The sequence below is a fragment of the Streptococcus sp. FSL R7-0212 genome, from assembly GCF_038007985.1.
Lineage (GTDB): Bacteria > Bacillota > Bacilli > Lactobacillales > Streptococcaceae > Streptococcus > Streptococcus parauberis.
The window spans coordinates 568,487-593,779 of record NZ_JBBOYF010000001.1 but is presented as its reverse complement, the minus strand read 5'-3'; the positions used below and the strand labels follow the sequence as shown (position 1 = coordinate 593,779).

At 35.3% G+C, this 25,293-nt stretch carries 20 protein-coding genes and 1 riboswitch; of the genes, 8 read left to right on the top strand and 12 right to left on the bottom strand.

The annotated features are described in order from the left end of the window. Nucleotides 1-6: 6 nt before the first annotated feature. Nucleotides 7-2,823, bottom strand: coding sequence for a phosphoenolpyruvate carboxylase (gene ppc, locus MKY69_RS03200; RefSeq protein WP_004234543.1), 2,817 nt, complete (start codon nt 2,821-2,823; stop codon nt 7-9). A gap of 194 nt (nt 2,824-3,017) precedes the next feature. Here ppc and pepF point away from each other — a divergent pair, with 194 nt between their 5' ends. Continuing rightward, nucleotides 3,018-4,808 (top strand): oligoendopeptidase F, encoded by a 1,791-nt coding sequence (pepF, locus tag MKY69_RS03195; RefSeq protein ID WP_003105575.1) that lies wholly within the window; start codon nt 3,018-3,020, stop codon nt 4,806-4,808. A 33-nt stretch (nt 4,809-4,841) separates the two neighbouring features. Here pepF and MKY69_RS03190 read toward each other — a convergent pair whose 3' ends face one another. Beyond that, nucleotides 4,842-5,216: a DUF4430 domain-containing protein gene (locus tag MKY69_RS03190; RefSeq protein ID WP_003105997.1), complete on the bottom strand. Its 375-nt coding sequence runs from the start codon at nt 5,214-5,216 to the stop codon at nt 4,842-4,844. After that, nucleotides 5,200-5,703, bottom strand: coding sequence for an ECF transporter S component (locus MKY69_RS03185; RefSeq protein ID WP_003106399.1), 504 nt, complete (start codon nt 5,701-5,703; stop codon nt 5,200-5,202). The genes MKY69_RS03190 and MKY69_RS03185 overlap by 17 nt, the downstream gene beginning before the upstream one ends. Before the next feature lie 331 nt (nt 5,704-6,034). On the opposite strand from MKY69_RS03185, the gene MKY69_RS03180 reads away from it, so the two are divergent. The 5 genes from MKY69_RS03180 to MKY69_RS03160 all read left to right on the top strand — a co-directional run bounded on the left by MKY69_RS03180 (nt 6,035) and on the right by MKY69_RS03160 (nt 9,228). Next, the gene (locus MKY69_RS03180) at nt 6,035-6,877 is read left to right on the top strand and encodes a glycoside hydrolase family 25 protein (RefSeq protein ID WP_340790953.1); all 843 of its coding nucleotides are present in this window, start codon (nt 6,035-6,037) and stop codon (nt 6,875-6,877) included. An 83-nt stretch (nt 6,878-6,960) separates the two neighbouring features. Further along, nucleotides 6,961-7,057: riboswitch (TPP riboswitch) on the top strand. A 41-nt stretch (nt 7,058-7,098) separates the two neighbouring features. Next, nucleotides 7,099-7,662: an energy-coupled thiamine transporter ThiT gene (gene thiT, locus MKY69_RS03175; RefSeq protein WP_003106395.1), complete on the top strand. Its 564-nt coding sequence runs from the start codon at nt 7,099-7,101 to the stop codon at nt 7,660-7,662. Between the two features lie 75 nt (nt 7,663-7,737). Next, entirely contained in the window at nt 7,738-8,211 is a 474-nt protein-coding gene (locus tag MKY69_RS03170) for an aminoacyl-tRNA deacylase (RefSeq protein WP_003106393.1), read from the top strand. Between the two features lie 2 nt (nt 8,212-8,213). Then, entirely contained in the window at nt 8,214-8,579 is a 366-nt protein-coding gene (locus MKY69_RS03165; RefSeq protein ID WP_003104382.1) for a YccF domain-containing protein, read from the top strand. Nucleotides 8,580-8,595: 16 nt separating this feature from the next. Next, nucleotides 8,596-9,228: a histidine phosphatase family protein gene (locus MKY69_RS03160; RefSeq protein WP_004234552.1), complete on the top strand. Its 633-nt coding sequence runs from the start codon at nt 8,596-8,598 to the stop codon at nt 9,226-9,228. A gap of 31 nt (nt 9,229-9,259) precedes the next feature. On the opposite strand, the gene MKY69_RS03155 is transcribed toward MKY69_RS03160, so the two are convergent. Further along, nucleotides 9,260-10,162: an HAD family hydrolase gene (locus tag MKY69_RS03155; protein ID WP_003102444.1), complete on the bottom strand. Its 903-nt coding sequence runs from the start codon at nt 10,160-10,162 to the stop codon at nt 9,260-9,262. Between the two features lie 173 nt (nt 10,163-10,335). On the opposite strand from MKY69_RS03155, the gene lysS reads away from it, so the two are divergent. Together lysS and MKY69_RS03145 are read left to right on the top strand one after the other, a co-directional pair. Further along, a complete protein-coding gene (gene lysS, locus MKY69_RS03150) occupies nt 10,336-11,826 on the top strand; it encodes a lysine--tRNA ligase (protein WP_037619813.1) in 1,491 nt (496 codons plus the stop codon). 119 nt (nt 11,827-11,945) lie between these two features. Continuing rightward, nucleotides 11,946-14,984 (top strand): AAA family ATPase, encoded by a 3,039-nt coding sequence (locus tag MKY69_RS03145; protein ID WP_003104042.1) that lies wholly within the window; start codon nt 11,946-11,948, stop codon nt 14,982-14,984. A gap of 53 nt (nt 14,985-15,037) precedes the next feature. Here MKY69_RS03145 and hutG read toward each other — a convergent pair whose 3' ends face one another. From hutG to MKY69_RS03105, 8 genes are all read right to left on the bottom strand, one after another. Then, nucleotides 15,038-16,048: a formimidoylglutamase gene (gene hutG / locus MKY69_RS03140; protein WP_062806902.1), complete on the bottom strand. Its 1,011-nt coding sequence runs from the start codon at nt 16,046-16,048 to the stop codon at nt 15,038-15,040. Nucleotides 16,049-16,242: 194 nt separating this feature from the next. Further along, nucleotides 16,243-17,784: a histidine ammonia-lyase gene (gene hutH / locus MKY69_RS03135; RefSeq protein ID WP_003106385.1), complete on the bottom strand. Its 1,542-nt coding sequence runs from the start codon at nt 17,782-17,784 to the stop codon at nt 16,243-16,245. A 23-nt stretch (nt 17,785-17,807) separates the two neighbouring features. Continuing rightward, on the bottom strand, nt 17,808-19,145 hold the full coding sequence (locus MKY69_RS03130) for an APC family permease (protein ID WP_340790952.1): 1,338 nt from the start codon (nt 19,143-19,145) through the stop codon (nt 17,808-17,810). Between the two features lie 25 nt (nt 19,146-19,170). Beyond that, entirely contained in the window at nt 19,171-19,785 is a 615-nt protein-coding gene (locus MKY69_RS03125) for a HutD family protein (RefSeq protein WP_340790951.1), read from the bottom strand. Nucleotides 19,786-19,796: 11 nt separating this feature from the next. Further along, on the bottom strand, nt 19,797-21,470 hold the full coding sequence (locus MKY69_RS03120; protein WP_340790950.1) for a formate--tetrahydrofolate ligase: 1,674 nt from the start codon (nt 21,468-21,470) through the stop codon (nt 19,797-19,799). An 11-nt stretch (nt 21,471-21,481) separates the two neighbouring features. Continuing rightward, nucleotides 21,482-22,108 (bottom strand): cyclodeaminase/cyclohydrolase family protein, encoded by a 627-nt coding sequence (locus MKY69_RS03115; protein WP_062806900.1) that lies wholly within the window; start codon nt 22,106-22,108, stop codon nt 21,482-21,484. Between the two features lie 13 nt (nt 22,109-22,121). Beyond that, on the bottom strand, nt 22,122-23,021 hold the full coding sequence (gene ftcD, locus MKY69_RS03110; protein ID WP_004234586.1) for a glutamate formimidoyltransferase: 900 nt from the start codon (nt 23,019-23,021) through the stop codon (nt 22,122-22,124). A 131-nt stretch (nt 23,022-23,152) separates the two neighbouring features. Next, on the bottom strand, nt 23,153-25,186 hold the full coding sequence (locus MKY69_RS03105; protein WP_062806899.1) for a urocanate hydratase: 2,034 nt from the start codon (nt 25,184-25,186) through the stop codon (nt 23,153-23,155). Nucleotides 25,187-25,293 lie beyond the last annotated feature (107 nt).

Genomic DNA, 25,293 nt, shown 5'->3' with positions numbered 1-25,293 from the left:
AAGTTATCAGCCTGAATTACGGAGTCCAGTAGCAATTCCATTAATTGTTGTATGAATCAATTTCTCATAATCTTTGTCTAACTGGTTTTGACGAAGACGTTTAATTAATTCAATTTGGATATAATTCAAAACATTGAAGTATGGTAAACGGAAATCTAAACTGTGTTTAAGAGAAGGATTATCTTCTAATAAATCTTCATGCTGTTCAATTGATAAAATAACATTTTTGGTTAATTGCCACTCATCAAGAATTGCATGGTAAACATCCCTTACTTCCTCTTTTTCTGCTAGTTGGGCATATTGGAAAGCAATGTTCATGTTTGATTTTGATAAGACCATGTCTACATTTGATAAAAGTGAATGGAAAAATGGCCAATTTTCATACATGTCTTGTAACTTAGCTAAATTACCATCTTCTTGATCAATATAGTGTTTAAAGGCTGAACCTACACCGTACCAGCCAGGAAACATGATTCGGTTTTGAGACCAAGAGAAGACCCAAGGAATCGCGCGAAGCCCAGTGATTTCAGTAATTGTTTTACGAGCAGCTGGACGTGATCCAATATTTAAACTTGATACTTCTTTAATTGGACTTGCTTCAAAGAAATAGTCATAAAAATGAGGATTATCAAAAACCAACTCACGATAAACCTGATTACTATAATCAACAATGCCATCCATGCGAGAACGATATTCATCTATATCAGAAGAATTGGTAATCATTTTTGTGACCATCCGGTTGATTGATGCTGAAATTAACATTTCTAAATTATAATAGGCAACGTCTTTATTGCCATATTTGTTTTCAATAATTTCACCTTGCTCAGTCAAACGAATCCGATCCTTGATAGAACCAAAAGGCTGTGATGTTATGGCATCATATGAAGGACCACCACCACGACCAACAGTTCCACCACGACCATGGAAGAAGGTTATCTTAATGCCATGGTCTTGCCCAATTTGGGTTAATTCATTTTGTGCTTTATAAAGGGTCCATCCGGACGATAGGTAGCCCCCATCTTTATTACTGTCGGAATACCCAAGCATAATTTCTTGATAGTTATCTTTAGAAGCTATCCAGTTTTTAACAATCGGATAACTTAAAAATTCTTGCATAATGGCGTTAGAATTATCTAAGTCTTCAATTGTCTCGAAAAGAGGAACAATTTGAACCCGGGCACTATCTTTATCAACTAACCCAACTTCTTTCAACATAATCGCCAATTCAAACATATCTGAAACACTTTCTGTATGTGAAATGATATGTTGTTTGATAACTTCTTCACCCAATTTATCTTTTAAATAACGGGCTGTTTGATAGATAGCCAATTCTTTTTCTAATAACTCTGATTTGGCACTATTAGTTGAAGATAGTGTTCTCGGATCTTCAGTTAATTGTTTAAGCAACAATTGACATTTGTCAGTTTCAGACAAGTCACTGTAGTTTTGACAAATATTTGCAGATTCTAATAGTTCAGCAACACAAGCTTCTTGTACACTAGAATCCTGACGCATATCTATACTAGCTAAGAAGAAACCAAAGATGTCAACAGCTTGGATTAACTCATTCAAGTCACCACCAATGAGTGACCCGTCACCATTTTCAATCAAAGAAGATTCAATAAGAAGCAAATCTACTTTGAATTCTTCCGCGGTTGAGTATACTGGAACACGATTTTCTTTAATGTCATCAGATAAGATATCGATGCGCGATTGAACATAATCAGCAATTACTGAAGTATTTGATTCAGTTACCCCATCTGCTAGGTTTCTGAATTGACCTAGAGGCTGTTGATCAGTATTGTGACTCAAACTTAACATGGTTTGAATGACACGTGATTGAATATAATGGAATGCTTTACGATACGGTTCATTTTCTCGATAAATAGACTTATCATTAGACAAACGAGCTAATTCTTCCACTTCTGGACTGGTTTTAGTCAAAGTTGATGATAACGAGAAGCTTCGATACAAACTTGTTAATTTTTCAATGTAATAGTTTAAAATAACTTCACTTTGCAGCGTAGCTGATAACCTTAAAGTATCGGCTGTTACAAAAGGATTGCCATCGCGGTCGCCACCAATCCACATACCCATTGTGATTGGTTTTGGATTGCTTAAATCAAGTCCTTTTTCCTTAGCCAGTGCTTTATAATTACTAGTTAAGGTGGTGATAGCTTCAATCAATGATGAATTGTAATAAGCCATAACATTTGTAATTTCGTTTTTTACTTTTAATTTTTTCTCACGGATAATATCTGTTTCCATGATGATTTCAATATAACGACGTAAGTCACTTAACCATTTATCCTTATTAACAACGCCAGCTTTTACATCACGATAGGTACGTAAGAGGTCATGAATTTTATTGGTTAGTTCTAAAACGGTTTTACGTTGTACTTGTGTTGGGTGAGCTGTTAAAACAGGGACAACATTGACATGTTCTAAGATTTCTTGGGCTTTTTGATGCTCTGCCACATCCGTAATCGTTTGTGATAATTTACCAAGGTAATCACTATTGGTGTTATTTTGGTAATTGATTTCATAGGCAAGATCGACATCTTCTGAAATATTTATCAGTAGAGGTAAAATGGTGAAATAGCGTGAAATAATAACCATTTCATCATTGCTTAATTGTCCAATAATTTTTTCTAAATGAATATAATCCTGTTTTTCAGAAATACTTAGGATCTTTTCAATCTTTGAAAAAGCTTCATCACCAATCATGTGTCGTGTGATTGATTCCAAGGTCTCTTTTAGTATAGTTACTTCTTCTGCAATAAATTCATGGTTATTGCTACTTTCCAATTTTTTAACAGTCAATTTGCATCACTCCTTTTCTGCTACTACTCCTTTATCATACCACTTTTTAGTAAAAAAGTATGATTTAATTAAAATAATGTTTGTTTTTTACAAAAAAAATCCAATAATTTTCAATCATCGTTTGTTCTAGTACCTATATCATATAAATCTTAATTTTGCTATACTTATAGTAATAGTAAACAAAGGAGACCAAAATGGAATTAAAAAACCGTAGCCTATTTCCAGAAAATGAACTCTGGGATCTTACTGCTCTTTATAAAGACAGACAAGACTTTCTTTTAGCTATCGAAAAAGCTTTAGAAGACGTTAAACAATTTAAGCTTGATTTTGATGGGCACCTCGAAACTTATGAGGATTTTAACAGAGCTTTAATGGAGATTGAGCAAATTTATATCCAAATGAGTCATATCTCTACTTATGCCTTCATGCCACAGACAACTGATTTTTCAAGTGAAGAATTTGCTCAAATTGCGCAATCGGGTGATGATTTTATGACCAAAGCAAGTGTGGAACTTTCTTTCTTTGAGACTGCCCTTGCAAATGCTGATGAACAAGTGCTTGACCAATTAGAAGCGAACACATACTACAGTGCAACTATTCGTCAAGCAAAAGTTCAAAAGCAATTTCTACTCAGTCCAGATGTTGAAAAGGCATTAACTAATTTACGTGAGGTTCTTAATGCGCCTTATGATATCTATACCAAGATGCGTGCTGGTGACTTTGAAATGGATGATTTTGAAGTAGATGGCAAAATTTACAAAAATTCATTTGTCACTTATGAAAACTTCTATCAAAATCATGAAAATCACGACATCCGTGCCAAATCTTACGAATCTTTTTCTAAAGGTTTAGCAAAACATCAAAATGCCGCAGCCGCTGCATACTTAGCTAAGGTTAAATCTGAAAAATTGATCGCAGATATGAAAGGCTATCCTTCTGTTTTTGACTATTTATTAGCTGAGCAAGAAGTTGAACGTTCAATGTTTGATCGTCAAATTGATTTAATCATGTCTGACTTTGGTCCTGTTGCTCAAAAATTCTTGAAACACGTTGCCCAAGTTAATGGTCTTGACAAGATGACCTTTGCTGATTGGAAATTAGATATTGATAATGAACTTAACCCTCAAGTTTCCATTGATGATGCCTATGATTTAGTGATGAAATCAGTTGCCCCATTAGGAACTGAGTACCAAAAAGAGGTTGAACGTTATCAAGCTGAACGTTGGGTTGACTTTGCTGCTAATGCAAACAAAGATTCAGGTGGCTACGCTGCAGATCCATATAAGGTACATCCTTACGTTTTAATGAGTTGGACTGGTCGTATGTCCGATGTTTATACTCTAATCCATGAAATTGGTCATTCTGGTCAATTTATTTTCTCAGATAACAATCAAAGCTTCTTCAATACACATATGTCAACTTATTATGTTGAAGCTCCTTCAACTTTCAACGAGCTTTTATTGAGTGACTATTTAGAACATGCTTTTGAAGATCCGCGTCAAAAACGTTTTGCTTTAGCTCACCGTTTAACTGATACTTATTTCCATAACTTCATTACGCATTTACTTGAAGCAGCTTTCCAAAGAAAAGTTTATACTTTAATTGAAAATGGTGGCACCTTTGGTGCGGAACAATTAAATGCGATGATGAAGGAAGTTCTTAGTGAATTCTGGGGAGATGCCATTGAAATTGACGACTATGCCGCATTAACTTGGATGCGACAAGCTCACTATTACATGGGCTTATATAGCTACACTTATTCTGCAGGGATGGTAATCTCAACTGCTGGCTATCTTAATCTAAAAAATAATGAAAACGGCGCTCAAGAATGGCTAAGGTTCTTGAAATCTGGTGGTAGCTTAACACCACTTGAAACCGCACTGCTAATTCATGCAGATATCTCAACTGATAAACCACTTCGTGATACTATTCAATTCTTAAGTGATACGGTTGATCAAGTCATTGCCTATAGCAATCAATTATAAAAAAGAGTCTGGGACATTTGTCTCAGACATTTTTTATTTCATTTTTTCTTGATAAAACTCCACTCGATCGCCATCATGAGCCTTGATTTTATCTGCTGCTTTGGTTGCTAACTTTTTATTAACTTTAAAGAACCAATAAGTTTTAGTTTTGGGATCTTGTTCAAATCCATCAATGGCAGTGATGAAACCAGATTTTTCTTTTACTTTATAATTAGCTTTCAAAACATCCATAATAGTATCACCTTTTTTGAAGGTAACTTTTTCACTAATTGTATCAGTATCTTCTTTTACAATTAATGTTAGATAATATTCTTTTTTAACTTGCTTTGGTGAATCGCTCTGCTGACTACAAGCAACTAAAAATAAGGAAAAAAGAATAAGGAAGAGGCTCTTATATTTTCTTGTCATGAAGTAATCTCCTAAAAATAGTAATAATAATCAGATAGAATAAAAAAGTTGAAACAGCATGCGCAATATCAAAAGGCATACCAATCAAAACATAAGACCAATATGGCATGCTATAAAGATAAGCAAAACATGAATCAATCATGACACCATATGCCAAAGCTAAAAAGGCGGCTAAGGTAGCTTGAATCAGTAATCCTTTTTTATGCCATTTTCTAGCAAGTGGGTAGATAATAAAATGCCACAGGCTAATCAATATCATGTATATTGTCATTTGCCAAAAAACCCAGGGACCAAACCCCAGTAAGAATGACGTTAAAAAGATTGTAATAACCATGATTAATAGTGACTCATAAAAACCAAAGAATATGGCAAAGACTAAAAATAAAGCAGTCACTGGTTGAATATTAGGCAGTTGGCTAAAAGCCATTCGCAATACAAAAGCAAGGGCTGAAAATAGGGCAATCCTAGTGATTTGTTTACTGGTCATCATTTTTCTTTCTATCAGTTTTACTCTATTATGACAGATTTTAAGGAACTTGACTAGTCCAATTCAAAATAGAATGATAAGATGTAAGAATAAAATTAATGGCAGGTTATAAAATTCCTCATATTTTCTCATTAACATAGTTTCATACTGTATATTACGAATAATTTATTATAATTTCAAACTATTTGATTATCGATTTAAATTTTTAAATAAGGCTTTCATGACAGTAATTGGGTTTAGTTTTGAACATAATTGATTATAAAGTAAGATAATATAAGAAATTAGTTAGGAAATTTTGATTATTTTTTTGCTTTAGGGTACAATATGACTAATGAGAAGAAGAATAAAGCCTATCGTTGTGCTAGTCTTCTTTATCTTTATTGCATTTCTTTTAATTATTGGAAAAAATCATTCAGACAAGACGAAAGAAAAGGAATTAAGTATTGCACAATCAAATATTCCAATAGTTACTAGCAAAACAGATAAAAAGACAGAAAGCACAATAGACAATGAAGAATTAATCTTGAATCCCATTGTTGATGTGTCGGGCTGGCAATTGCCAAGTGAAATCGATTATGATACCTTATCCGAAAATATTTCAGGTGCTATTGTGCGTGTTTTTGGGGGATCTCAAATAACCTCAAAAAACAATGCAGCTTATACCACTGGTATTGATAAATCTTTTAAAACACACATTAACGAATTCAAGAAACGAAAAATCCCTGTTGCCGTATACAGTTACGCCTTAGGGTCAAGCACAAAAGAAATGCGAGCTGAAGCTAAAGCATTTTATAAAAATGCCTCCCCATATAATCCTACTTTCTACTGGATTGATGTAGAGGAAGTAACAATGAAGGATATGAACAAAGGTGTGAAAGCTTTCCGTCAGGAATTGGAAAGACTTGGTGCTGAGAATGTTGGTCTTTACATTGGTACATATTTTATGGCGGAACAAGAAATATCTACTGAAGGATTTGATGCAGTTTGGATTCCTACCTATGGGAGTGACTCTGGTTATTATGAAGCAGCTCCTGATACAAAGCTGGATTACGATCTCCACCAATATACATCACAAGGATATCTTCCGGGATTTGATAATCCATTAGACTTAAATCAAATAGCTGTTAATAAAGATACAAAATCTACTTATGAAAAATTATTTGGTAAAAAATAAAGACCTTTCGGTCTTTTTCTATATCTAAAGTCACAAACTTGACAAGTCTAACTCGAACATATTATAATGATTAAAAATAATAAATTTTCACAAAGGAGTGCTTTGGCTGAGATCGTTAAGACGAAATCCTAAAGACCTGATCTTGTTAATACAAGCGTAGGGATTGTGACCGTGATAATGTAATTATCAAGGCTCTTTTTGTGAATAAAAGGAGCTTTTTTATGTCTAAGAACACAAATCTCCGCTATTTAGTGGAAGCAGCAATTTTCGCAGCATTAGCTATGGCTTTATCTTTTATTCCAGATTTTTTCAGTTGGTTTAGTCCTTCTTATGGTGCTATTCCTGTAGTCTTGTTTTCACTTCGTCGTGGCCTAAAATATGGTGTCCTTGCAGGTCTAATATGGGGACTCCTTCACTTCGTCCTTGGAAAAGTTTATTATCTCAGTTTAAGCCAAGTATTTATTGAATACATTTTGGCCTTCATGTCAATGGGTGTGGCTGGTTTCTTCTCAAATCAATTAAAAGATTTGATTATTGCCAAAAACAAGATGGGTTCTATGACCGTTGCTTGTCTTGCAGCAACTACTGCTGTAGTTCTTCGCTATTTCTGGCACTTCCTAGCAGGCGTTATCTTCTGGGGTTCATATGCACCAGCAGGAACTTCCGCTGTTTGGTATTCTTTCACAGTAAATGGCACTGCTAGTTTACTAACATTAATCGTAGTCGTTATTGCGATTGTTATTTTAATCCCAACCCAAAGTCAATTCTTTGCACCAAGGGATTAGGTCTTAACGCCAATCATAAAAAATGGTATAATAATATATTATACCGTTTTTTTATTGGTCTTAAAGGAAGGTCCTATGGCAAAAAAGGCAAAACTCAAAAAAACCTTAGTTGAACAAATTTTAGATAAAGCGAAAATCAGCTACCAAAGCTTAGCAATTAATGCCCTAAAAGGGGAGTTACCTGATGGGATTGAGAAAGCTGATGTTTTCAAAACCTTAGCCTTAGTTGGTGATAAAACTGGGCCAATTATTGGCATTTTGTCTATTACAAATCATTTGTCTGAGAAAAAATTAGCCAAGATTTCTGGAAACAAAAAGGTTTCAATGATTCCACAAAAAGATCTTCAAAAGACAACTGGTTACATTCATGGAGCTAACAATCCTGTTGGTATCCATCAAAAACATTCTTACCCTATTTTTTTCGACCAGTCCGCACTTGATAAAGGAAGCTTAATCGTTTCTGCTGGAGAGCTGGGCCGGTCTATTCAAGTGGATAGTCAACAATTGGCTGATTTTGTTGACGGTCACTTCGCTGATATTAAGGAGTAAAAATGAAATTTCTAGGAAATATTATCTGGTTTCTTTGTTCTGGTCTATGGGCTTGGTTGTCATGGACTTTCATCGGTCTACTATTTTCAATCACCATTGTTGGCTTACCTGTCGGAATACAATGCTTTAAAATTGCTAATTTTGGCTTGTTTCCCTTTGGGAAAGATATTGAAATTGGCCAATCTGGAACTAGTTTATTATTAAATCTGATTTGGATTATTTGTTTCGGCTGGCAATTAGCTGCTGTTCACTTAACCTCTGCCATTTTATTATGTATTAGTATAATTGGTATCCCATTTGCCGTTCAATCTTTGAAATTAGCAAAATTAAGCCTATTTCCTTTTGGGGCTAAGTTTATTTTGAATTAGGAGTTAGTTGAAGTTTATGAAGTTATATTTTGTGAGACATGGAAAAACTGAGTGGAATCTAGAAGGACGATTTCAAGGTGCATCTGGTGATTCGCCATTATTGGAAGAGTCATATGAAGAAATCAAAGCTCTAGGTCAAATCCTTGCAAGTGTCGATTTTGATGCTATTTATTCTAGTGATTTAAATCGAGCAAAGCAGACAACAGAGTTATTATTAGAAAATGCTAATCAAGAATGTCCTATTATCTATACCAAATCTCTACGTGAATGGAAACTAGGTAAATTAGAAGGGACAAAAATTGCTACGATGACTGCTATTTATCCTCGTCAGATGGAAGCTTTCAGTAATAATTTAGCCAAATTTAATGCTAGTCAATTTGAAGCTGAATCAATTTATCAAACGACTTTCAGAGTTAAAAAACTGATTCAAAGCTTTGAAGAAAAAGATTACCAGCATGTCTTATTAGTTGGACATGGAGCAAATTTGACAGCTTCAATACGTTCACTGCTTGGATTTGAACCGGCTTTATTAAGAGCTCAAGGTGGACTAGATAATGCTAGCCTGACTATTCTAGAAACTGATGATAATAAAAACTTTAATTGTTTATTATGGAATGATAAACCTTACTTAGATGATAAAATTCATTAAAAAAGATTGAAGACTTTTCTTCAATCTTTTTTTATTTAACATATTTCATGCGCAAGATTTTTTCTTGCTGTTTGTCTAGTCTTAATAAAATAACAACTTTATCAATACTCATATTACTTTCAAGTAATCGCTCTGCTGCCATCATTAATCCATTGTTTAAACCTAATTCGAGAATTGGATTTTTCTTATCATTGACGTCAAAAATGAATTTGTTATCAGGTAAGTCAAATAGGACTTTAACTGCGCCAAAGAGTTGTTCAAAGTTGTCGATAGCAACGTCAAAGACAGGTTTTGTTCCTGTCTTTAATTTTCTGCCACGATGGTTGAACCACATAGAATGCCAACCACCATTAAAGGCGCCCATAATGTCATTATCATAAGAATCTCCGACATATAAAGTAGTCGATGGATTCATATCAAATTGTTCTGCTGCTAAATTAAAAATTTCCTTTTCGGGTTTTTGAAAACCAGTAGCTTGACTAACAATGACCCGTTTTTGATCAACATAGTCATACAAACCTAACTTTTTCACTTTTTTCAATTGATGCTCAGTTGGACCATTAGTGATAATTCCCATCGGAACACCTTTAGATTTTAAGAAATCTAAAGTCATTCGCATTTCTTCAAGCATTGTAATATTTTCCAGTTCATCTTCATAAACAGCTTGAAAATGTTCTCCTTCAGTTTGACTGATTTCCTTGTAACCAAATTCAAGGAGAGTTTCTTTACAACGCCAAAACCTAAAGTACTCAGTTGTCCATTCACCAGCCATTACACGAGGAAAACCAATATCTGAGTAATGTCTAAAACGAATATAAGCTTGATTAATAACTGACATATCAAAATTTGGGAAACACTTTTCCATAGCCTGACAATATGGCGCTTGTTGGTCATAGATAGTGTCGTCAACATCAAAAACAATTGCTGTAATCATGGGTCTCTTTTCTGTATTTTGTAATATAGGTCTCATTATACTATTTTCATGACCTATAATCAAATAGCTTTCCATTATAATGGTAGCTTTTCACGACTATTTTTATGGTGAAAGTGAGTGTATTCTGAATGCATTTGTGTTACAATAGGAGGGAAAACTTATTGGAGGAAACCATGTCTAACGAACACATCGAAGAATTAAATGATCAACAGATTGTCCGTCGTGAAAAAATGACGGCTTTAGCTGAACAAGGAATTGATCCATTCGGTAAGCGTTTCGAACGCACTGCCAATTCAGCACAATTAAAAGAAAAATACGCTGACAAATCTAAAGAAGAATTACATGATTTAAATGAAACTGCCATCGTTGCAGGTCGTCTTATGACAAAACGTGGCAAAGGAAAAGTAGGCTTTGCCCACTTACAAGACCGTGAAGGTCAAATCCAACTTTACGTCCGTAAAGATGCTGTTGGTGAAGAAAACTATGATATCTTTAAAAAAGCCGATTTAGGTGATTTTATTGGTGTTGAAGGTGAAGTTATGCGAACTGATATGGGTGAGTTGTCTATCAAAGCAACAAAATTAACTCATTTGTCTAAATCACTTCGTCCTTTACCTGAGAAATTCCACGGTTTAACAGATATTGAAACAATCTATCGTAAACGTCACTTGGATTTAATTTCGAATCGCGAAAGTTTTGATCGTTTTGTTACACGTTCAAAAATGATTTCAGAAATCCGTCGTTACTTGGATGGTATGGATTTCTTAGAAGTTGAAACACCTGTACTTCACAATGAAGCTGGTGGTGCTGCCGCTCGTCCATTTGTCACTCATCACAATGCACAAAACATTGATATGGTTCTTCGTATTGCAACAGAGCTTCACTTGAAACGCTTAATTGTTGGTGGTATGGAACGCGTTTATGAAATAGGTCGTATCTTCCGTAATGAAGGTATGGATGCTACACATAACCCTGAATTCACTACAATTGAAGTTTATCAAGCCTATGCTGATTACCAAGACATCATGAACTTGACTGAAGGAATCATCCAACATGCAGCAAATGCTGTTAAAGGTGATGGACCAATTGACTATCAAGGAAATGAAATCTTAATTAATCAACCTTTCAAACGTGTTCATATGGTTGATGCCATTAAAGAAGTTACTGGAATTGATTTTTGGCCAGAAATGTCTATTGAAGATGCATTAGCTCTTGCCAAAGAAAAACATGTCCCACTTGAAAAACACTTTACAAGTGTTGGTCATATTATCAATGCTTTCTTTGAGGAATTTGTTGAAGAAACATTAATTCAACCTACCTTTGTCTTTGGACATCCAGTTGAAGTTTCTCCTTTAGCTAAGAAAAACCCTGAAGATGGTCGTTTCACAGACCGCTTTGAGTTATTTATTATGACTAAAGAGTATGCTAATGCATTCACGGAGTTGAATGATCCAATTGATCAACTTTCTCGTTTCGAAGCCCAAGCTCAAGCTAAAGAGCTTGGTGACGATGAAGCAACTGGTATTGACTATGACTTCGTTGAAGCACTTGAATATGGTATGCCACCGACTGGTGGTCTTGGAATTGGGATTGACAGATTATGTATGTTGTTAACAAACACTACTACTATCCGCGATGTTCTACTATTCCCAACAATGAAATAACAATGGAGCTAGTCTAATGAGACTAGCTTTTTTTTGTTAATCCAATTTTAATGGAACCTTGATTTATCTAACCATTTAGTATATATTGGTAGTATATTTTGAATGGAGGCGTTTACACTATGTCAGTACTAACACTTAATTTATTAGGCAACCCTTCTATTCTTCTTGATCAAAAAGAAATATTTTTTTCCTTCTCTAAAATTAATGCCTTGCTCTATTATATGGTGATTAACGGCAATGTTAATCGTGACCAAATTGCAGGAATCCTTTGGGAAGATAAAGATAATCAAACTGCTAAAAAAAATCTGCGTAATACAATTTATCAAGTTAATAAAATTTTGGGAGACGATTTTATTATCTGTCCTAGTCGTTCAATCCTAGCTTTCAACCCCGACTTAACTGTTGAATCTGATGTTACTGAGTTTTTAACAAACCCAAAACATCATCTTGATTTATATAAGGGGGATTTCTTACAAGGTTTCTACTTAAAATCGAATGAAACCTTCGACCTTTGGTTAACCAAAATGCGTTCTCATTGTGAACAGATGTTTATCAAATATTCTTATCAAAAAATTGAACAGATGTTGACGACTGCTCCTTTTGAAGAGGTTGAAGAGACAATCTTTCATTTAATAGCAATTGATGAATATGAAGAGAAAAATTACCAATTATTAATGCGTCTTTATCAACACCACCATCGTTTCGGAAAAGTGATTGAGATCTATTATAAAATGGTCAATTTATTAGATAAGGAACTAGGAATAGCACCCAGTGAAACTAGTCAACAAATCTATGAAGAAGTTGTTGCTAAAAACCGAAACAAAAGAAAAGTTACCCAGTTTCTCAAAACAACTAATCAATTTTATGGACGAATAAATGAAATCAAGGCGCTCGAAAATTATTTCGATAAGATCCTTGAAAGTTCTCAACCTCGAACAATGCTCTTAGTTGGTGGCACCGGCATTGGAAAAAGAACGGTTACTCGACAAGTCCTTTCAAATCAAACTAAAGAATTTCAAATTGTTACCTCTGAATGTTTCCGGGAGGATCGTCAAAATTCACTACGTCTCTGGCAAGAAATAACTGATGGTTTAGGAGATTTAGTTATCCAACACCAACTAATGACGATAAGTGAATGGAAAAATCGTATCCAGGATTTCTTTCCATCCCTACTTTCTAATAAAAGTGTCTTAATAAATCAATCAGAATTAGTTACTTTTATAATTGATTTGATTAAAGGAATCGCTGAACGAAAAGCAACTGTTATCCTAATTGAAGATATCCATTTTATGGACGCTGACGGAATCAACTTACTCCAAAACATTATCAATCATATCAAGAATTTACCTGTTGCTTTCGTCTTGACGAAACATATTGATTCTTCAAGAGAATTGGACGTGTTTATCAATCAATTGGTCTATAGAAAACAATTGGATCAACTTAAATTAAATCCCTTATCAGAGAAGGAAAGTTTAGCTTATCTTCACCAAAACCTAGACCATTTGAATTTAGGGGACCAAGATTTTCAAAAAATTCTCACTCTTAGTCAAGGTAACCCATTTTTCCTTTCAGAATACTGTGCGCAGCAATTGCAAGGCTATAAATTCCAAGCCTTAACCCCTGCAATGGAAGCAAAATTTTCTATTAAATTAGAACAGGTCAATAGCCAAGGAGCGGAGCTATTAAATTACCTCGCTTGTTTCCAAATGTCTGCTCCATTGACACTTTTGTCAGAATTACTTACTCTACCTTACCAAGATTGTTTAGATATAGTTGAAGACTTATGCCATCAACAAATTCTTGAGGAAACCTATAGTGAACAAGAAGTCAATTGTCGTTTCCATCAGTCACTATTTGCCATTTACTGCTATGATCACTTAACAATTGCTAAACGCAGAATGATGCACGCGCAAATTGCTCAGAGTTTAGAAAATAGTATCCACCAACATCATGATCCCAGTCACCTCTTTAATGAGATTTCTTATCATTATAAATGTGCCAAACAACCAATTAAAGCCTTAGCTTTTCAATTGAATTATCTAGAATCTACCTTACAATTCCACCATGAACTGTTTCCAATTTACACCCAAACCAATGAGCAAATCAGTCCTTCTTGGAATGAGAAACATCAGCTCATCCAAAATCAATTTAATCTGATTCGTAAACAAATAGAAGAACTAAGATTACGTTATGAGAAAATCAAAGATTTCCAAGAGTCGATGATTAAGTTCCTCTATTTAGAAGGTTGCTACATGATTCGAGTCGGTCAGTATCAACAAGGAATTGCCAATATCCAAAGAGTAATTGCTTTCGCTAATGAGTGGCACCACACAGACTACTTACTTGAAGGATATCGCCAATTGATTTACTACTGTATCCAAGTAGAAAATATCCCCGAAATGAAGTATTATACTGATTTAGCACTTGATGCATCGGTAGAGGCAAATAACCATGAAGCTATCGCGATCAATCTTAGATTGCATGGCCTCTACTATCTGATGGTTGGAAGAATTGACGACGCTATTCACCAGATAAAAGAATCAATTAATTGCTTCAGTTTGACAGCTAGTCTCCAAAGTAAATATGCCATTCAAATTGCTGCTGCGCTAGACTATTTGGCAGAAATTAAGCAAATGCAAGGTAATCCCGATCAAGCCATGGCCTATCAACAAAAAGCAATCACATTGTCACAAAATAATTTAAATGAGCCATCTATTATCTCATTCTATATTGGTTTAGGAATTTCCTATTATTACAAACAGGATTTTGAAAATGCTGACCGAATCTTTATTCAATCCAAGGAAGCACTAAAATCATTGAGTTTTCCTTGGAAAGAAACACAATTAGAAGTTTATTCCACTCTAATTAATTGTGCTAAAGGTGATTATCAGTCTTTAATTAATGTCATTAATAAACAAGATTGTTTGATTTCACGCTATTCAAATCCTCGAGATAAGGGCTATATTAATTATTTATTTGCAATTATTGCTTACAAACTACAACTGAAAATCATTTGTGATGACACCCTTCAGTCTCTTTTGCCACATGATTTCCAATATTATTATTCGACTGCAAAGACACATCTCAATCCATATCGAGACTGTCAATTAATCAAAGAACTAGATTCCCTTAACCAAAAAATCATCATAACTAAGTAAAAAACCTGATAAGTAGAATTAGAGTACTTAAACTCCTTCTACTTATTAGGTTATTATTTTATACTTTTAATGATTTGATGATTCTGTGCAAGAATCTGGGTAATGTAAAAAATAAAAGTTGCTGCTAAATTAGCTGTATGGTTATCGATATCATGCGGAGGAGAAACTTCGACTAGGTCAAAACCAATCAATTTACCACTTGCCGCTATGTGTTGCAAGACAATCAGAGCTAATTGAGGGTCTACACCTAAGGATTGAATCGCACTAACCCCAGGGGCATGACCAGCATTAAAGCAGTCCATGTCTATGGTTAAATAGATATGTTCTTTATCTTTCAAAAAATCATCAACTGCCAGACAAACATCTTGGTAACCCATCATGTACATATCTTGGCCTGTTAAAAATTGGATAGCTTTTGATTTGGCAACAAAATCAAAAAGAAAAAGATTATTATTATGCTCTTGAATACCAAGCACCATATAGGGGAAAATCTGATGATTACTCAAAGTATAATCAAACATTTGTCTAAATCCTGTACCTGAATTTGGGCCAGTATGCTCATAAGGTCGAAGATCAAAATGAGCATCCATATTAATGACAGCCAACTCCTCCAGAGGGTCCATTGACTCTTTTAGTCCTAAATAATGGCCAAAGGCAGTTCCATGACCTCCGCCTAAAACGATGGGGACAATCTGTAATTCCCTCATTCGTTTCACAGCTGCCGCAAGCGCCATTTGCATATCCTCTAATGAATGGTTCGGTGCATCAATATCACCACAATCATATAAACGAACCGAATTACCAAAGTGCCAAGGTAACTTAGCTAACTGTGACCGAATGGCAATTGGACCTTCCCCGGCCCCAACCCGTCCATTATTGATATAGACACCTTTATCACTTTTAAATCCAATGATTCCAAAGGCAATTCCTTGTGCAGGGACCAAGTCCAGATTATTTAAATCAAGGAATGACATGAGCATTCCCCACTTAGCGTTATATAAATCTGTATCTTCAATCCCAGGTCTATAATATGAGTAACTTGTTGGGAAATAATGGCTTAACATTTCTTCCTCCTTAGACTATTAATTCTACCATCTATTATAAGGGTCATATTAATCAATATCAATAGTTATTTGTTAATCAGTGAGTTTATTATTGATAATTATAAGAAAAGGAAGAGTTTGGCAAAAACTCTTCCTAACTTAAGGATAAGCTATTTAATGACAAATTAAATAGACTTTTACAGATGTAATTGTCGTTAGTATTGAATTGTTAAGTCAACAGCTTTTTCTACTGCTGCTAAGAATTCTTTACTTTCAATGACTTCAGATGCTTTATTCAATTCGTCATAGATTTCAATATCTTTATCAAATTCAATAAATTTAAGAGTTTTACGGAATACATCATATGCTGGTTGAGTACCTTTACCTAATTTTCCATTATCTGGTTTAAGGTCTAAGGCTTGGCAGGCAGCCATAATTTCTGTAGCCACAATACGACGTGAATTCTTAAGAATTTCACCAGCTTTACGAGCTGCAATAGTACCCATACTTACAAAGTCTTCTTGGTTTTCACAAGATGGAATTGAATCCACACTTGCAGGATGTGCCAAAACTTTATTTTCAGAAGCTAATGCTGCACAAGCATATTGTGTAATCATAAATCCTGAATTTAGACCTGGGTGTTTAACTAAGAATGATGGTAATTTACTTAAGTTTGTATTTACAAGACGTTCAACACGACGTTCTGATACATTTCCAATTTCTGAAATAGCTATTCCTAAGAAGTCAAATGGTTGTGCCATAGGTTCTCCATGGAAGTTACCTCCCGAAATAACATGTCCATCTTTACAGATGATTGGGTTATCAGTAACGGAGTTAATTTCAATTTCCACTTTTTCTTTGACATAGGCAATTGAGTCTTTACTTGCACCATGAATTTGTGGAATACAACGCAATGTATATGGGTCTTGTACGTGATCCTGCGTAGCTTCAGATATATTTTTACTGCCTTCAATTAGATTACGGATATTACGAGCTGTAGCCAATTGTCCGCTTTGAGGGCGAATGATATGCAATCTTTCTTCGAATGGACTGTTAATACCATTGTGGACTTCTAGAGAAAGTGCGCCAGCAATATCTGAAAGTTTTAATAATTGAATAGCATCATAAGTTGCTAAAGCACCAATTGCAGTTAATACAGTTGTACCATTGATAAGAGCAAGGCCTTCTTTAGCAGCAAGTTTGATTGGTTCAATTCCTGCTTTTTTCAATGCTTCTTTACCAGGTAATAGTTCACCTTTATAGTAAGCTTTACCCAAACCTAAGATTGGTAATACCATGTGAGCAAGGGGAGCCAAGTCACCAGAAGCTCCAAGGGAACCTTTTTCAGGAATATATGGGTGAACACCTTTGTTTAAGAGTTCAAGTAATTTTTCAACTGTAGAAAGACGAATACCTGAGAATCCTTTAACTAAAGAGTTAATACGGATTAGCATGATGGCACGAACTGCATCTTCTGGTAATGGGTCACCAAAACCTGATGAGTGAGTTCTAATTAAGTTTTCTTGCAATTGAGTTGTGTCTTCAGGTGAGATAGAAACGTTACATAGAGAACCAAAACCAGTATTAATCCCATAAACGACACGTTTTTCTCTCACTATATTATCAACTATTTTACGTGATTCAGTTACTTCTTTTTTTGCGTTCTCATCAATTTGACATTGCTGACCTTCACGAGCAACTGCTATCACATCTTCTAATGTTAAACTATTCCCATCTAAATTCAAAATTTTTGTCATTTTATATCCTCTATCTATTCTAATTAATGTGTTGTTTTTGGAGTATCTGTAGCTTGTTTACGACCATGCATGAAGTAGTAAATAGTACTTGAAATAATGACACCAATAATACCATAAACAACGTTCATTGGGTTATCACCAATAATCATTAATAAACTAATTACAACTGCAACAATTGGAATTACCGGACCAAATGGAATGCGGAATGTAACATCAGCATTTGGTTCAAGTTTACGCATTTTATTAACAGCTAAGGCAGTTGGAATGTATTGGAAGAAACGGAATACTACAGAAAGTGTAGCTAATGTTTCAAAAGATCCTGACAATAAGAGAGCAATTGCAATACCACTTGAAATTGTAATGGCAACAACTGGAGCTGCATTTTTATTTTCTTTAGTGATACCTGCTGGTAATAATCCTTCATTTGCAATAGCTGCACCGTAACGTGGAACCATGATTGATTCACCCATATTCAAACCAGTGATTGAAATAAGGGCACCAATTGAAACCATCCATGCTCCTGCAGGGCCAATCATTTTAACAAAGGCATCTTGTACTGGTGCATTTGTATCCATGATACCACCACCTAACATGGCAATTGTTCCACCGATGATAAGCATGTAAAGAATTGATACAATTGAGATTGAGCTTAAGATAGCGCGTGGTACATTTTTTTCTGGGTTACGCATTTCACCAGCAACAATTGAAAGTGTTTCAAATCCAATGAAACCATAGAAAATATATACAGCTGTACCTGAAACGGCACTCATCAAACTTTGTCCATCTTCTAATTGAACAAATGGGGTAAAGTGACCAATACCATTTTTAAAGAAGAAGAGAGTACAAACTGCAAAGGCAACAATTGGAATTAATTTTGCAATAGTTGCTGTAATGGTTAAAACTTTTGATGTTTTCAAACCTGCAATATTCATTAATGAAAGAAGAATAACTAAACCAATACTAAGTGGTACATTCATTCCTTCAAAAGCAGGGAAGGTAATAATGAACATTTTTGCAAAACCAGCAGCCATGGCAGCCCAAGCAAATATGGTTACTGCCCAGCCAAGTATACCTACGTTAAAGCCAATAAAATCACCAAAGGCGCGTTTTGAATATTGGAAGGCTCCGCCATTTTTTCCAAAATAGCCTGAAACTTCTGCAAAACAAACTGCAAGCATTATTGTCAATACGGCTGTCCCTGCCATTACTAAAATTGAAGCAGGTCCTAAGCCTTTATAAATACTTTGTGGAAGTAAGAAAATCCCAGAACCAATAACTGCATTAATACCATACAAGGTTGCTCCACTAAGTGAGAATTTTGCGTCTTCCCGTTCTTGCGCGCTAAGTTTATTTGAATCCATAATATTGCTCCTCCTTAAAGATCCTTTAATCATGCAAACTTAATCCGTCTCTGTCTGATAACCCCGCCCAAACCGCTATCATTTTGCCAATTTCATGATAGGGAGATAAACATATCTTAATTGGGTGATTTGTTGAATTTGTTTCTATAATTAATAAATGATTTACTTGTAATATCCCTTCACAGATATTTTCAATTTGAAAATGGAGGTCATTTAGTGCATAAATGAATTGAATAGGATTATTGTCACAAATTGGATCATTATTGCGGGCGATAGCCATCATCTGGCCGACATAATTATTATTATATATTAAATTAAAGTCTGTGCATTCCCCTCTACTAATTATTTTTTCCTTTCCTTCAAAAGAATAACTTTCGAAAGCTTGTAACGGTTTTTCCACTTGCTTATCTTTAAGTGAAAGTATGATTGACTTATCTAAGCTCATAATTAATCGATGATATCCAGTCAAATCAGAGAATTCAGATTGCGCTAATTCAACAGTTGCAGTTGATAAGCGGTAATCAAATTGTCGACTTTGATAATCACCAGTTTCAGGAAAGATAAACAATTGTTTCGTTTTCCCCCCTGACCAGATTGAGTTATGGAAATCAGCTTCACTTAGAATTTTAATTTGTATCATATTATTATTCTCTAGAATAATCCAGTGATATTGCCCTCATCATCAATATCAATTTTTTCACTTGCAGGTACTTTCGGAAGACCTGGCATAGTCATAACTGCACCAGTAAGTGCAACGATAAATCCAGCTCCTGCTGAAACTTTCAGATTAGATATTTTAACTGTAAAGTCTTTTGGTGCACCTAGTTTTTTAGCATCATCTGAGAATGAATATTGTGTTTTTGCCATGCAGATTGGAAAATTTCCAAAACCTAATCTTTCCAAATCATTCATTTCTCGTTTAGCTGCTGGTGTTAATGAAATTCCTTTACCACCATAAACTTTCGTAACAATTTTAGTTAATTTTGTTTCAATGCTGTCAGTTTCATCATAGACAAATGAGAAATTATTTTCTTCTTCTGCTAATGCAACAACCTTTTCAGCTAACTCAGCGCCACCTGCTCCGCCATTTGCCCAAACGTCTGAAATAACAACATCGACATTACGTTTTTCGCAAGCATCATAAACGGCATTTAATTCAGCGTCAGTATCAAATGGGAACTTATTAATTGCTACAACAACTGGTAAACCATAGACTTCCTGAATATTTTCTAAATGTTTATCTAAATTTGGGAGACCATCCAAGACTGCTTGGACATTTTCAGTACCTAAATCAGCTTTTGCTATACCACCATGCATTTTTAATGCACGAATTGTAGCAACTAAGACAACCGCTGATGGTCTAATACCAGAGAGACGACATTTAATATCAATAAATTTTTCAGCACCTAAGTCAGCTCCAAATCCAGCTTCAGTAACTGCATAATCTGCATATTTGAGGGCTAATTTCGTTGCTAAAACACTGTTACAGCCATGTGCAATATTTGCAAATGGTCCACCATGAATTAAAGCAGGTGTATGTTCAAGCGTCTGAACAATATTTGGATGAATAGCTTCTTTTAGAAGAGCTGCCATTGCACCTTCTGCTTTTAAATCATGTGCAGTAACGGGATCACCTTGGAAGTTGTAACCAATAATAATTTTGCCTAAGCCTTCTTTCAAATCTGAAATTGATTCTGACAAACATAGAATAGCCATAATTTCAGAAGCAACTGTGATATCGTAGCCATCTTCTCTAGGAACACCATTAACTTTTCCTTGAAGTCCATTAACAATATGGCGAAGTTGGCGATCGTTCATGTCGACAACCCGTTTCCAAGTGATACGACGTGAATCAATTCCTAATGTATTCCCATGGTGAATATGATTATCAATTAAGGCAGCTAACAGGTTATTTGCAATTCCGATAGCATGAAAATCACCTGTAAAGTGTAAGTTAATGTCTTCCATTGGAACGACTTGAGCATGACCTCCCCCAGCAGCACCACCTTTGACACCAAAGACTGGCCCTAAAGAAGGTTCCCTAAGTGCAATTACAGCCTTTTTCCCAATATGTGATAAGGCATCTACCAAACCAACCGAAGTTGTTGTTTTACCTTCACCAGCAGGTGTTGGTGAGATTGCTGTCACTAAAATTAACTTACCATCTTTTTTCTCTTTCAATGTAGCTAATTGTCTGGCATCAATTTTAGCCTTATATTTTCCATAGAGGGTTAAGGCATCCTCTTCAATACCAATTGATCGGGCCACATCAGTAATCGGACTCATTTCAACTGAATTTGCAATTTCAATATCTGATAGCACCATTTTTTCTCCTTTTATAAACTATGTAATACCTCTGTATAAATCTTATCGGCTAGTTGACAGCCTTCTTCCAAGATACTTTGCCCTCTAGTTTCATAACTATCTACAAACTCAGTATCCTTTATCCCAGCTAGGTTAATCAGAACATTTAACCACGCTCCTTGTAAACCAGCTTTTAAATTCAATGCCGCAACACCTAAATCGCTTGCAGCATTAGTGTTTGTATGACCAACAGCTTTTTCTGTAACTTTAATAGCTTCAAGCATTTGTTCCATCATGCTAAAAGGTGATTTTGTAGCTTCCTTCAAGGCATTTTGCATTGCCTGTCTGCGAGCTAATTTATCATTATCAGTTTCTTTTGGCATATCAAATACTGCAGATACAAGGTTGAAAGCTTCTGTATCTTTATCAATAGCTGCTAAGAGGTCCATTTGTAATTGACTACTTGCTTCATGCACTGTTTTGATCAATGCTTCCTCATCAGCATATTTTTTCTTACCAAGTGTTAATTCACAAACCATTTTGGTTAAAGAAATACCATTTGCTGCTGACAAAGCAGCCGCAGACCCTCCTCCAGGAGCTGGCGCATCTGATCCCAATACCTGGGCAAATTCAAAGAGAGATAAATCGACTAATTTCATGATAATAACCTCATTACCCTAATAGGTGGTTTTCTAGTACTTGTTTGTGATAATCAAAGTCTTCGACTTGGAGATAATATTCTGCAACATCAACAAGCGCTTTAGCAGGTGCTAAGCCAATAATTTCAGAACCAATGACATTTACACCATAGCGACGTGCTTCAAATTTGATGGTTTCGAATGTACGATAGAGTGAACATTTTTCAAAGTTAACCATGTTCATTGAAACTTGTGCAATATTACGGTCTTCAAGCATTAATCCAATACCTTTACAGTATTTGTAGCCGCCTGATGATCCACGAATAATCTTAGCAATGTTTTTTGCAACATCTACATTGTCTGTATCTAGGTTTACGTTAAATGCGACTAATGGCATACGAGCACCAATAGCTGTTACCCCTGCTGTAGGATGGATTTTGCGTTCACCAAAGTCTGGTGCCCAGTCTTCTTCCAATAATTTTTCAGGCATACCTTCGAATTGACCTTTACGAACTTTAGCTAAATTTTGACGTTCTGGTCGGCTCGCTGATTCTTCATATAGGAAAATTGGAATATTGAGTTCACTATTTACTCGTTGCGCAACTTTTTTAGAAATTTCTACACATTCTTCAGTCGTAATTTCTTTAATTGGAACAAAAGGACACACATCAGTTGCACCCATTCGAGGATGTTCACCTTGATGTTTTGTCATGTCAATATTTTTACTGGCAAATTTTATCAATCGGAAAGCTACTTCTTGGATTGATTCTTCATCACCAACTAAAGTAAATACACTACGGTTGTGACTGGCATCTGATGAATAATCTAACAGGGTTACTCCAGCTACGCTTTTTGCTGTTTTCACAAGACCATCAATGACATCCTGATTACGACCTTCTGAAAAGTTAGGAATACATTCAACAATTTTTGACATTTTTTCCTCCTCTAGTCAAAGTTATTGCACTTATTAAGCAGTAAATTTGGTACCGCTTACATTTAGACGTAAATAAATATCTATTTGAGAACCCAGCAACTAATTAACATTTTACTAGGTTCTCTTATAGATTACAATTTAAATAATTTTGCTACTGAATCTTTAATTAAATCTTCGTCAGTTAGATATGGAATGGTAATATGATCTGTACCTTCATGCAGACGATTGTATTCAATTGCTGTTTCAATGGCATGATCATTTCGTGCCCAGTTACGTCTTGCAACACCACCCATAGTGTCCCAAGCAATGGCAGATTTAATAATTTCGTCAATCCGTTCACTACCATCCAAGACAAGTCCAAAACCACCGTTTATAGCTTTACCAATACCAGTACCACCACCATTGTGGAGAGCTACGAGACTCATACCACGCGCAGCATTACCAGCATAACATTGGACAGCCATATCAGCACAAATATTTGAGCCATCTTTGATATTAGATGTTTCACGGAATGGCGAATCAGTACCAGATACGTCATGGTGGTCACGACCAATCATAACTGGACCAATTTTACCTTCACGTACCAATTCATTAAATTTAAGAGCAATATTAACACGACCCATACAATCTTGATAAAGAATACGTGCTTGTGTTCCAACAACTAATTGGTTCTTTTCAGCATCGCGAATCCAGTTGTAATTATCACGGTCTTGGTAACGACGGTCAGGATTAATTGCTTCCATAGCAGCATGGTCAGTGGCAACTAAGTCTTCATGTTTACCACTCAAGCAGCACCAACGGAATGGACCATAACCATAGTCAAATAACATTGGGCCCATGATATCTTCAACATATGATGGCCAAATGAAGCCGTCTTTATCATCACGGCCATTCTTAGAAATCTCCATAACACCAGAATCAAAAACAGATTTCATGAAGGCATTACCATAGTCAAAGAAGTAAGTACCATTACTTGTTAATTCTTTGATAGCATTGAAATGACGACCCAATGTTTCATTAACCTTTTCAATGAATTTATCTTTATCTTCAGCTAAAAGTTTCGTCCTTTCATCAAATGTAATACCTGCAGGGCAGTAACCACCATCATAGACATTATGACAAGAAGTTTGATCTGATAACAAGTCAACATGGATATGCTCTTTATTGATATATTCTAGCAAGTCAACAATGTTACCGTGAAAAGCAATTGAAGTTGTTTCTTTTGCTTCTTGGGCTTTTTGGGCCAATTGCATAGCTTCCTCAGGACTTTCTGCGATTTGGCTGACCCAACCCTGTGAATGACGAGTTTCGATACGTGAAGCGTCTACTTCCGCAATAATTGCGACTGCTTTAGCAATTTCAGCAGCTTTACCTTGTGCACCACTCATACCACCTAGACCTGAAGAAATAAACAATTTACCAGTCAAATCACCATCATCTGGAACCCCTAATTTTAGGCGACCAGCATTTAGTAATGTATTAAATGTGCCATGGACAATCCCTTGAGGGCCAATGTACATCCATCCACCTGCTGTCATTTGACCGTAATTGGTAACACCCATTTCTTCAGCAATTTCCCAATCTTTCATATTATCATATTCACCAACAAGTAAACCATTAGTAATAATAACACGAGGAGCTTCTGGTTTAGATTTGAATAATCCTAATGGGTGACCTGATTCGACAACAAGTGTTTGTTGATCAGTCATTACTTCAAGATATTTTTTTATCAAATTGTATTGTAACCAGTTGGCACAAACTGAACCAGTTTCACCATAAGTTACTAATTCATATGGGTATAATGCAATTTCAAAAGAAAGGTTATTATCAATCATTACTTGCATCGCTTTGGCAGCTGTGCAATTTCCTTTATACTCATCAATTGGTTTGCCATGGATTCTTTCATTTGGACGCCATCTGTATGCATAGATACGACCTCGAGTTTTTAATTCTTCAAGAAATTCTGGAATAACTTCTTCATGGAATTTTTTAGGGACATAACGTAAGGCATTTTTCAGTGCTGTTTCAGTTTGTTCCTGAGTTAAACGGAACCCTCTGTCAGGAGCACGACGGATACCTTCTTCAAATACTGTTTTTTCTGGCAATACATCATCCAGTTTTACAGTCATAGCAGCAGCAATTTCAGCTTCACTATAAGTTGTCATAGAAAAACCTCCTTATTTTTTTCATCTCTTTGATGTTTTATTTTCACTTGTAGTGTAAAATACTATCGTCGACGAAATGTCACTTTTTGAGATATTTTAACAAATAA

Bases quoted from the DNA above. Each gene is read 5' to 3' on its own strand.
- MKY69_RS03145 (WP_003104042.1), top strand. From the start codon at position 11,946: ATGTCAGTACTAACACTTAATTTATTAGGCAACCCTTCTATTCTTCTT.
- hutH (WP_003106385.1), bottom strand. From the start codon at position 17,784: ATGACAAAAATTTTGAATTTAGATGGGAATAGTTTAACATTAGAAGAT.
- MKY69_RS03190 (WP_003105997.1), bottom strand. From the start codon at position 5,216: ATGACAAGAAAATATAAGAGCCTCTTCCTTATTCTTTTTTCCTTATTT.
- MKY69_RS03155 (WP_003102444.1), bottom strand. From the start codon at position 10,162: ATGATTACAGCAATTGTTTTTGATGTTGACGACACTATCTATGACCAA.
- MKY69_RS03180 (WP_340790953.1), top strand. From the start codon at position 6,035: ATGAGAAGAAGAATAAAGCCTATCGTTGTGCTAGTCTTCTTTATCTTT.
- hutG (WP_062806902.1), bottom strand. From the start codon at position 16,048: ATGTTAAGCCATTATTTCCCAACAAGTTACTCATATTATAGACCTGGG.
- MKY69_RS03125 (WP_340790951.1), bottom strand. From the start codon at position 19,785: ATGATACAAATTAAAATTCTAAGTGAAGCTGATTTCCATAACTCAATC.
- MKY69_RS03165 (WP_003104382.1), top strand. From the start codon at position 8,214: ATGAAATTTCTAGGAAATATTATCTGGTTTCTTTGTTCTGGTCTATGG.
- MKY69_RS03185 (WP_003106399.1), bottom strand. From the start codon at position 5,703: ATGACCAGTAAACAAATCACTAGGATTGCCCTATTTTCAGCCCTTGCT.
- MKY69_RS03115 (WP_062806900.1), bottom strand. From the start codon at position 22,108: ATGAAATTAGTCGATTTATCTCTCTTTGAATTTGCCCAGGTATTGGGA.
- thiT (WP_003106395.1), top strand. From the start codon at position 7,099: ATGTCTAAGAACACAAATCTCCGCTATTTAGTGGAAGCAGCAATTTTC.
- MKY69_RS03170 (WP_003106393.1), top strand. From the start codon at position 7,738: ATGGCAAAAAAGGCAAAACTCAAAAAAACCTTAGTTGAACAAATTTTA.
- MKY69_RS03120 (WP_340790950.1), bottom strand. From the start codon at position 21,470: ATGGTGCTATCAGATATTGAAATTGCAAATTCAGTTGAAATGAGTCCG.
- MKY69_RS03130 (WP_340790952.1), bottom strand. From the start codon at position 19,145: ATGGATTCAAATAAACTTAGCGCGCAAGAACGGGAAGACGCAAAATTC.
- MKY69_RS03105 (WP_062806899.1), bottom strand. From the start codon at position 25,186: ATGACAACTTATAGTGAAGCTGAAATTGCTGCTGCTATGACTGTAAAA.
- ftcD (WP_004234586.1), bottom strand. From the start codon at position 23,021: ATGTCAAAAATTGTTGAATGTATTCCTAACTTTTCAGAAGGTCGTAAT.
- lysS (WP_037619813.1), top strand. From the start codon at position 10,336: ATGTCTAACGAACACATCGAAGAATTAAATGATCAACAGATTGTCCGT.
- MKY69_RS03160 (WP_004234552.1), top strand. From the start codon at position 8,596: ATGAAGTTATATTTTGTGAGACATGGAAAAACTGAGTGGAATCTAGAA.
- pepF (WP_003105575.1), top strand. From the start codon at position 3,018: ATGGAATTAAAAAACCGTAGCCTATTTCCAGAAAATGAACTCTGGGAT.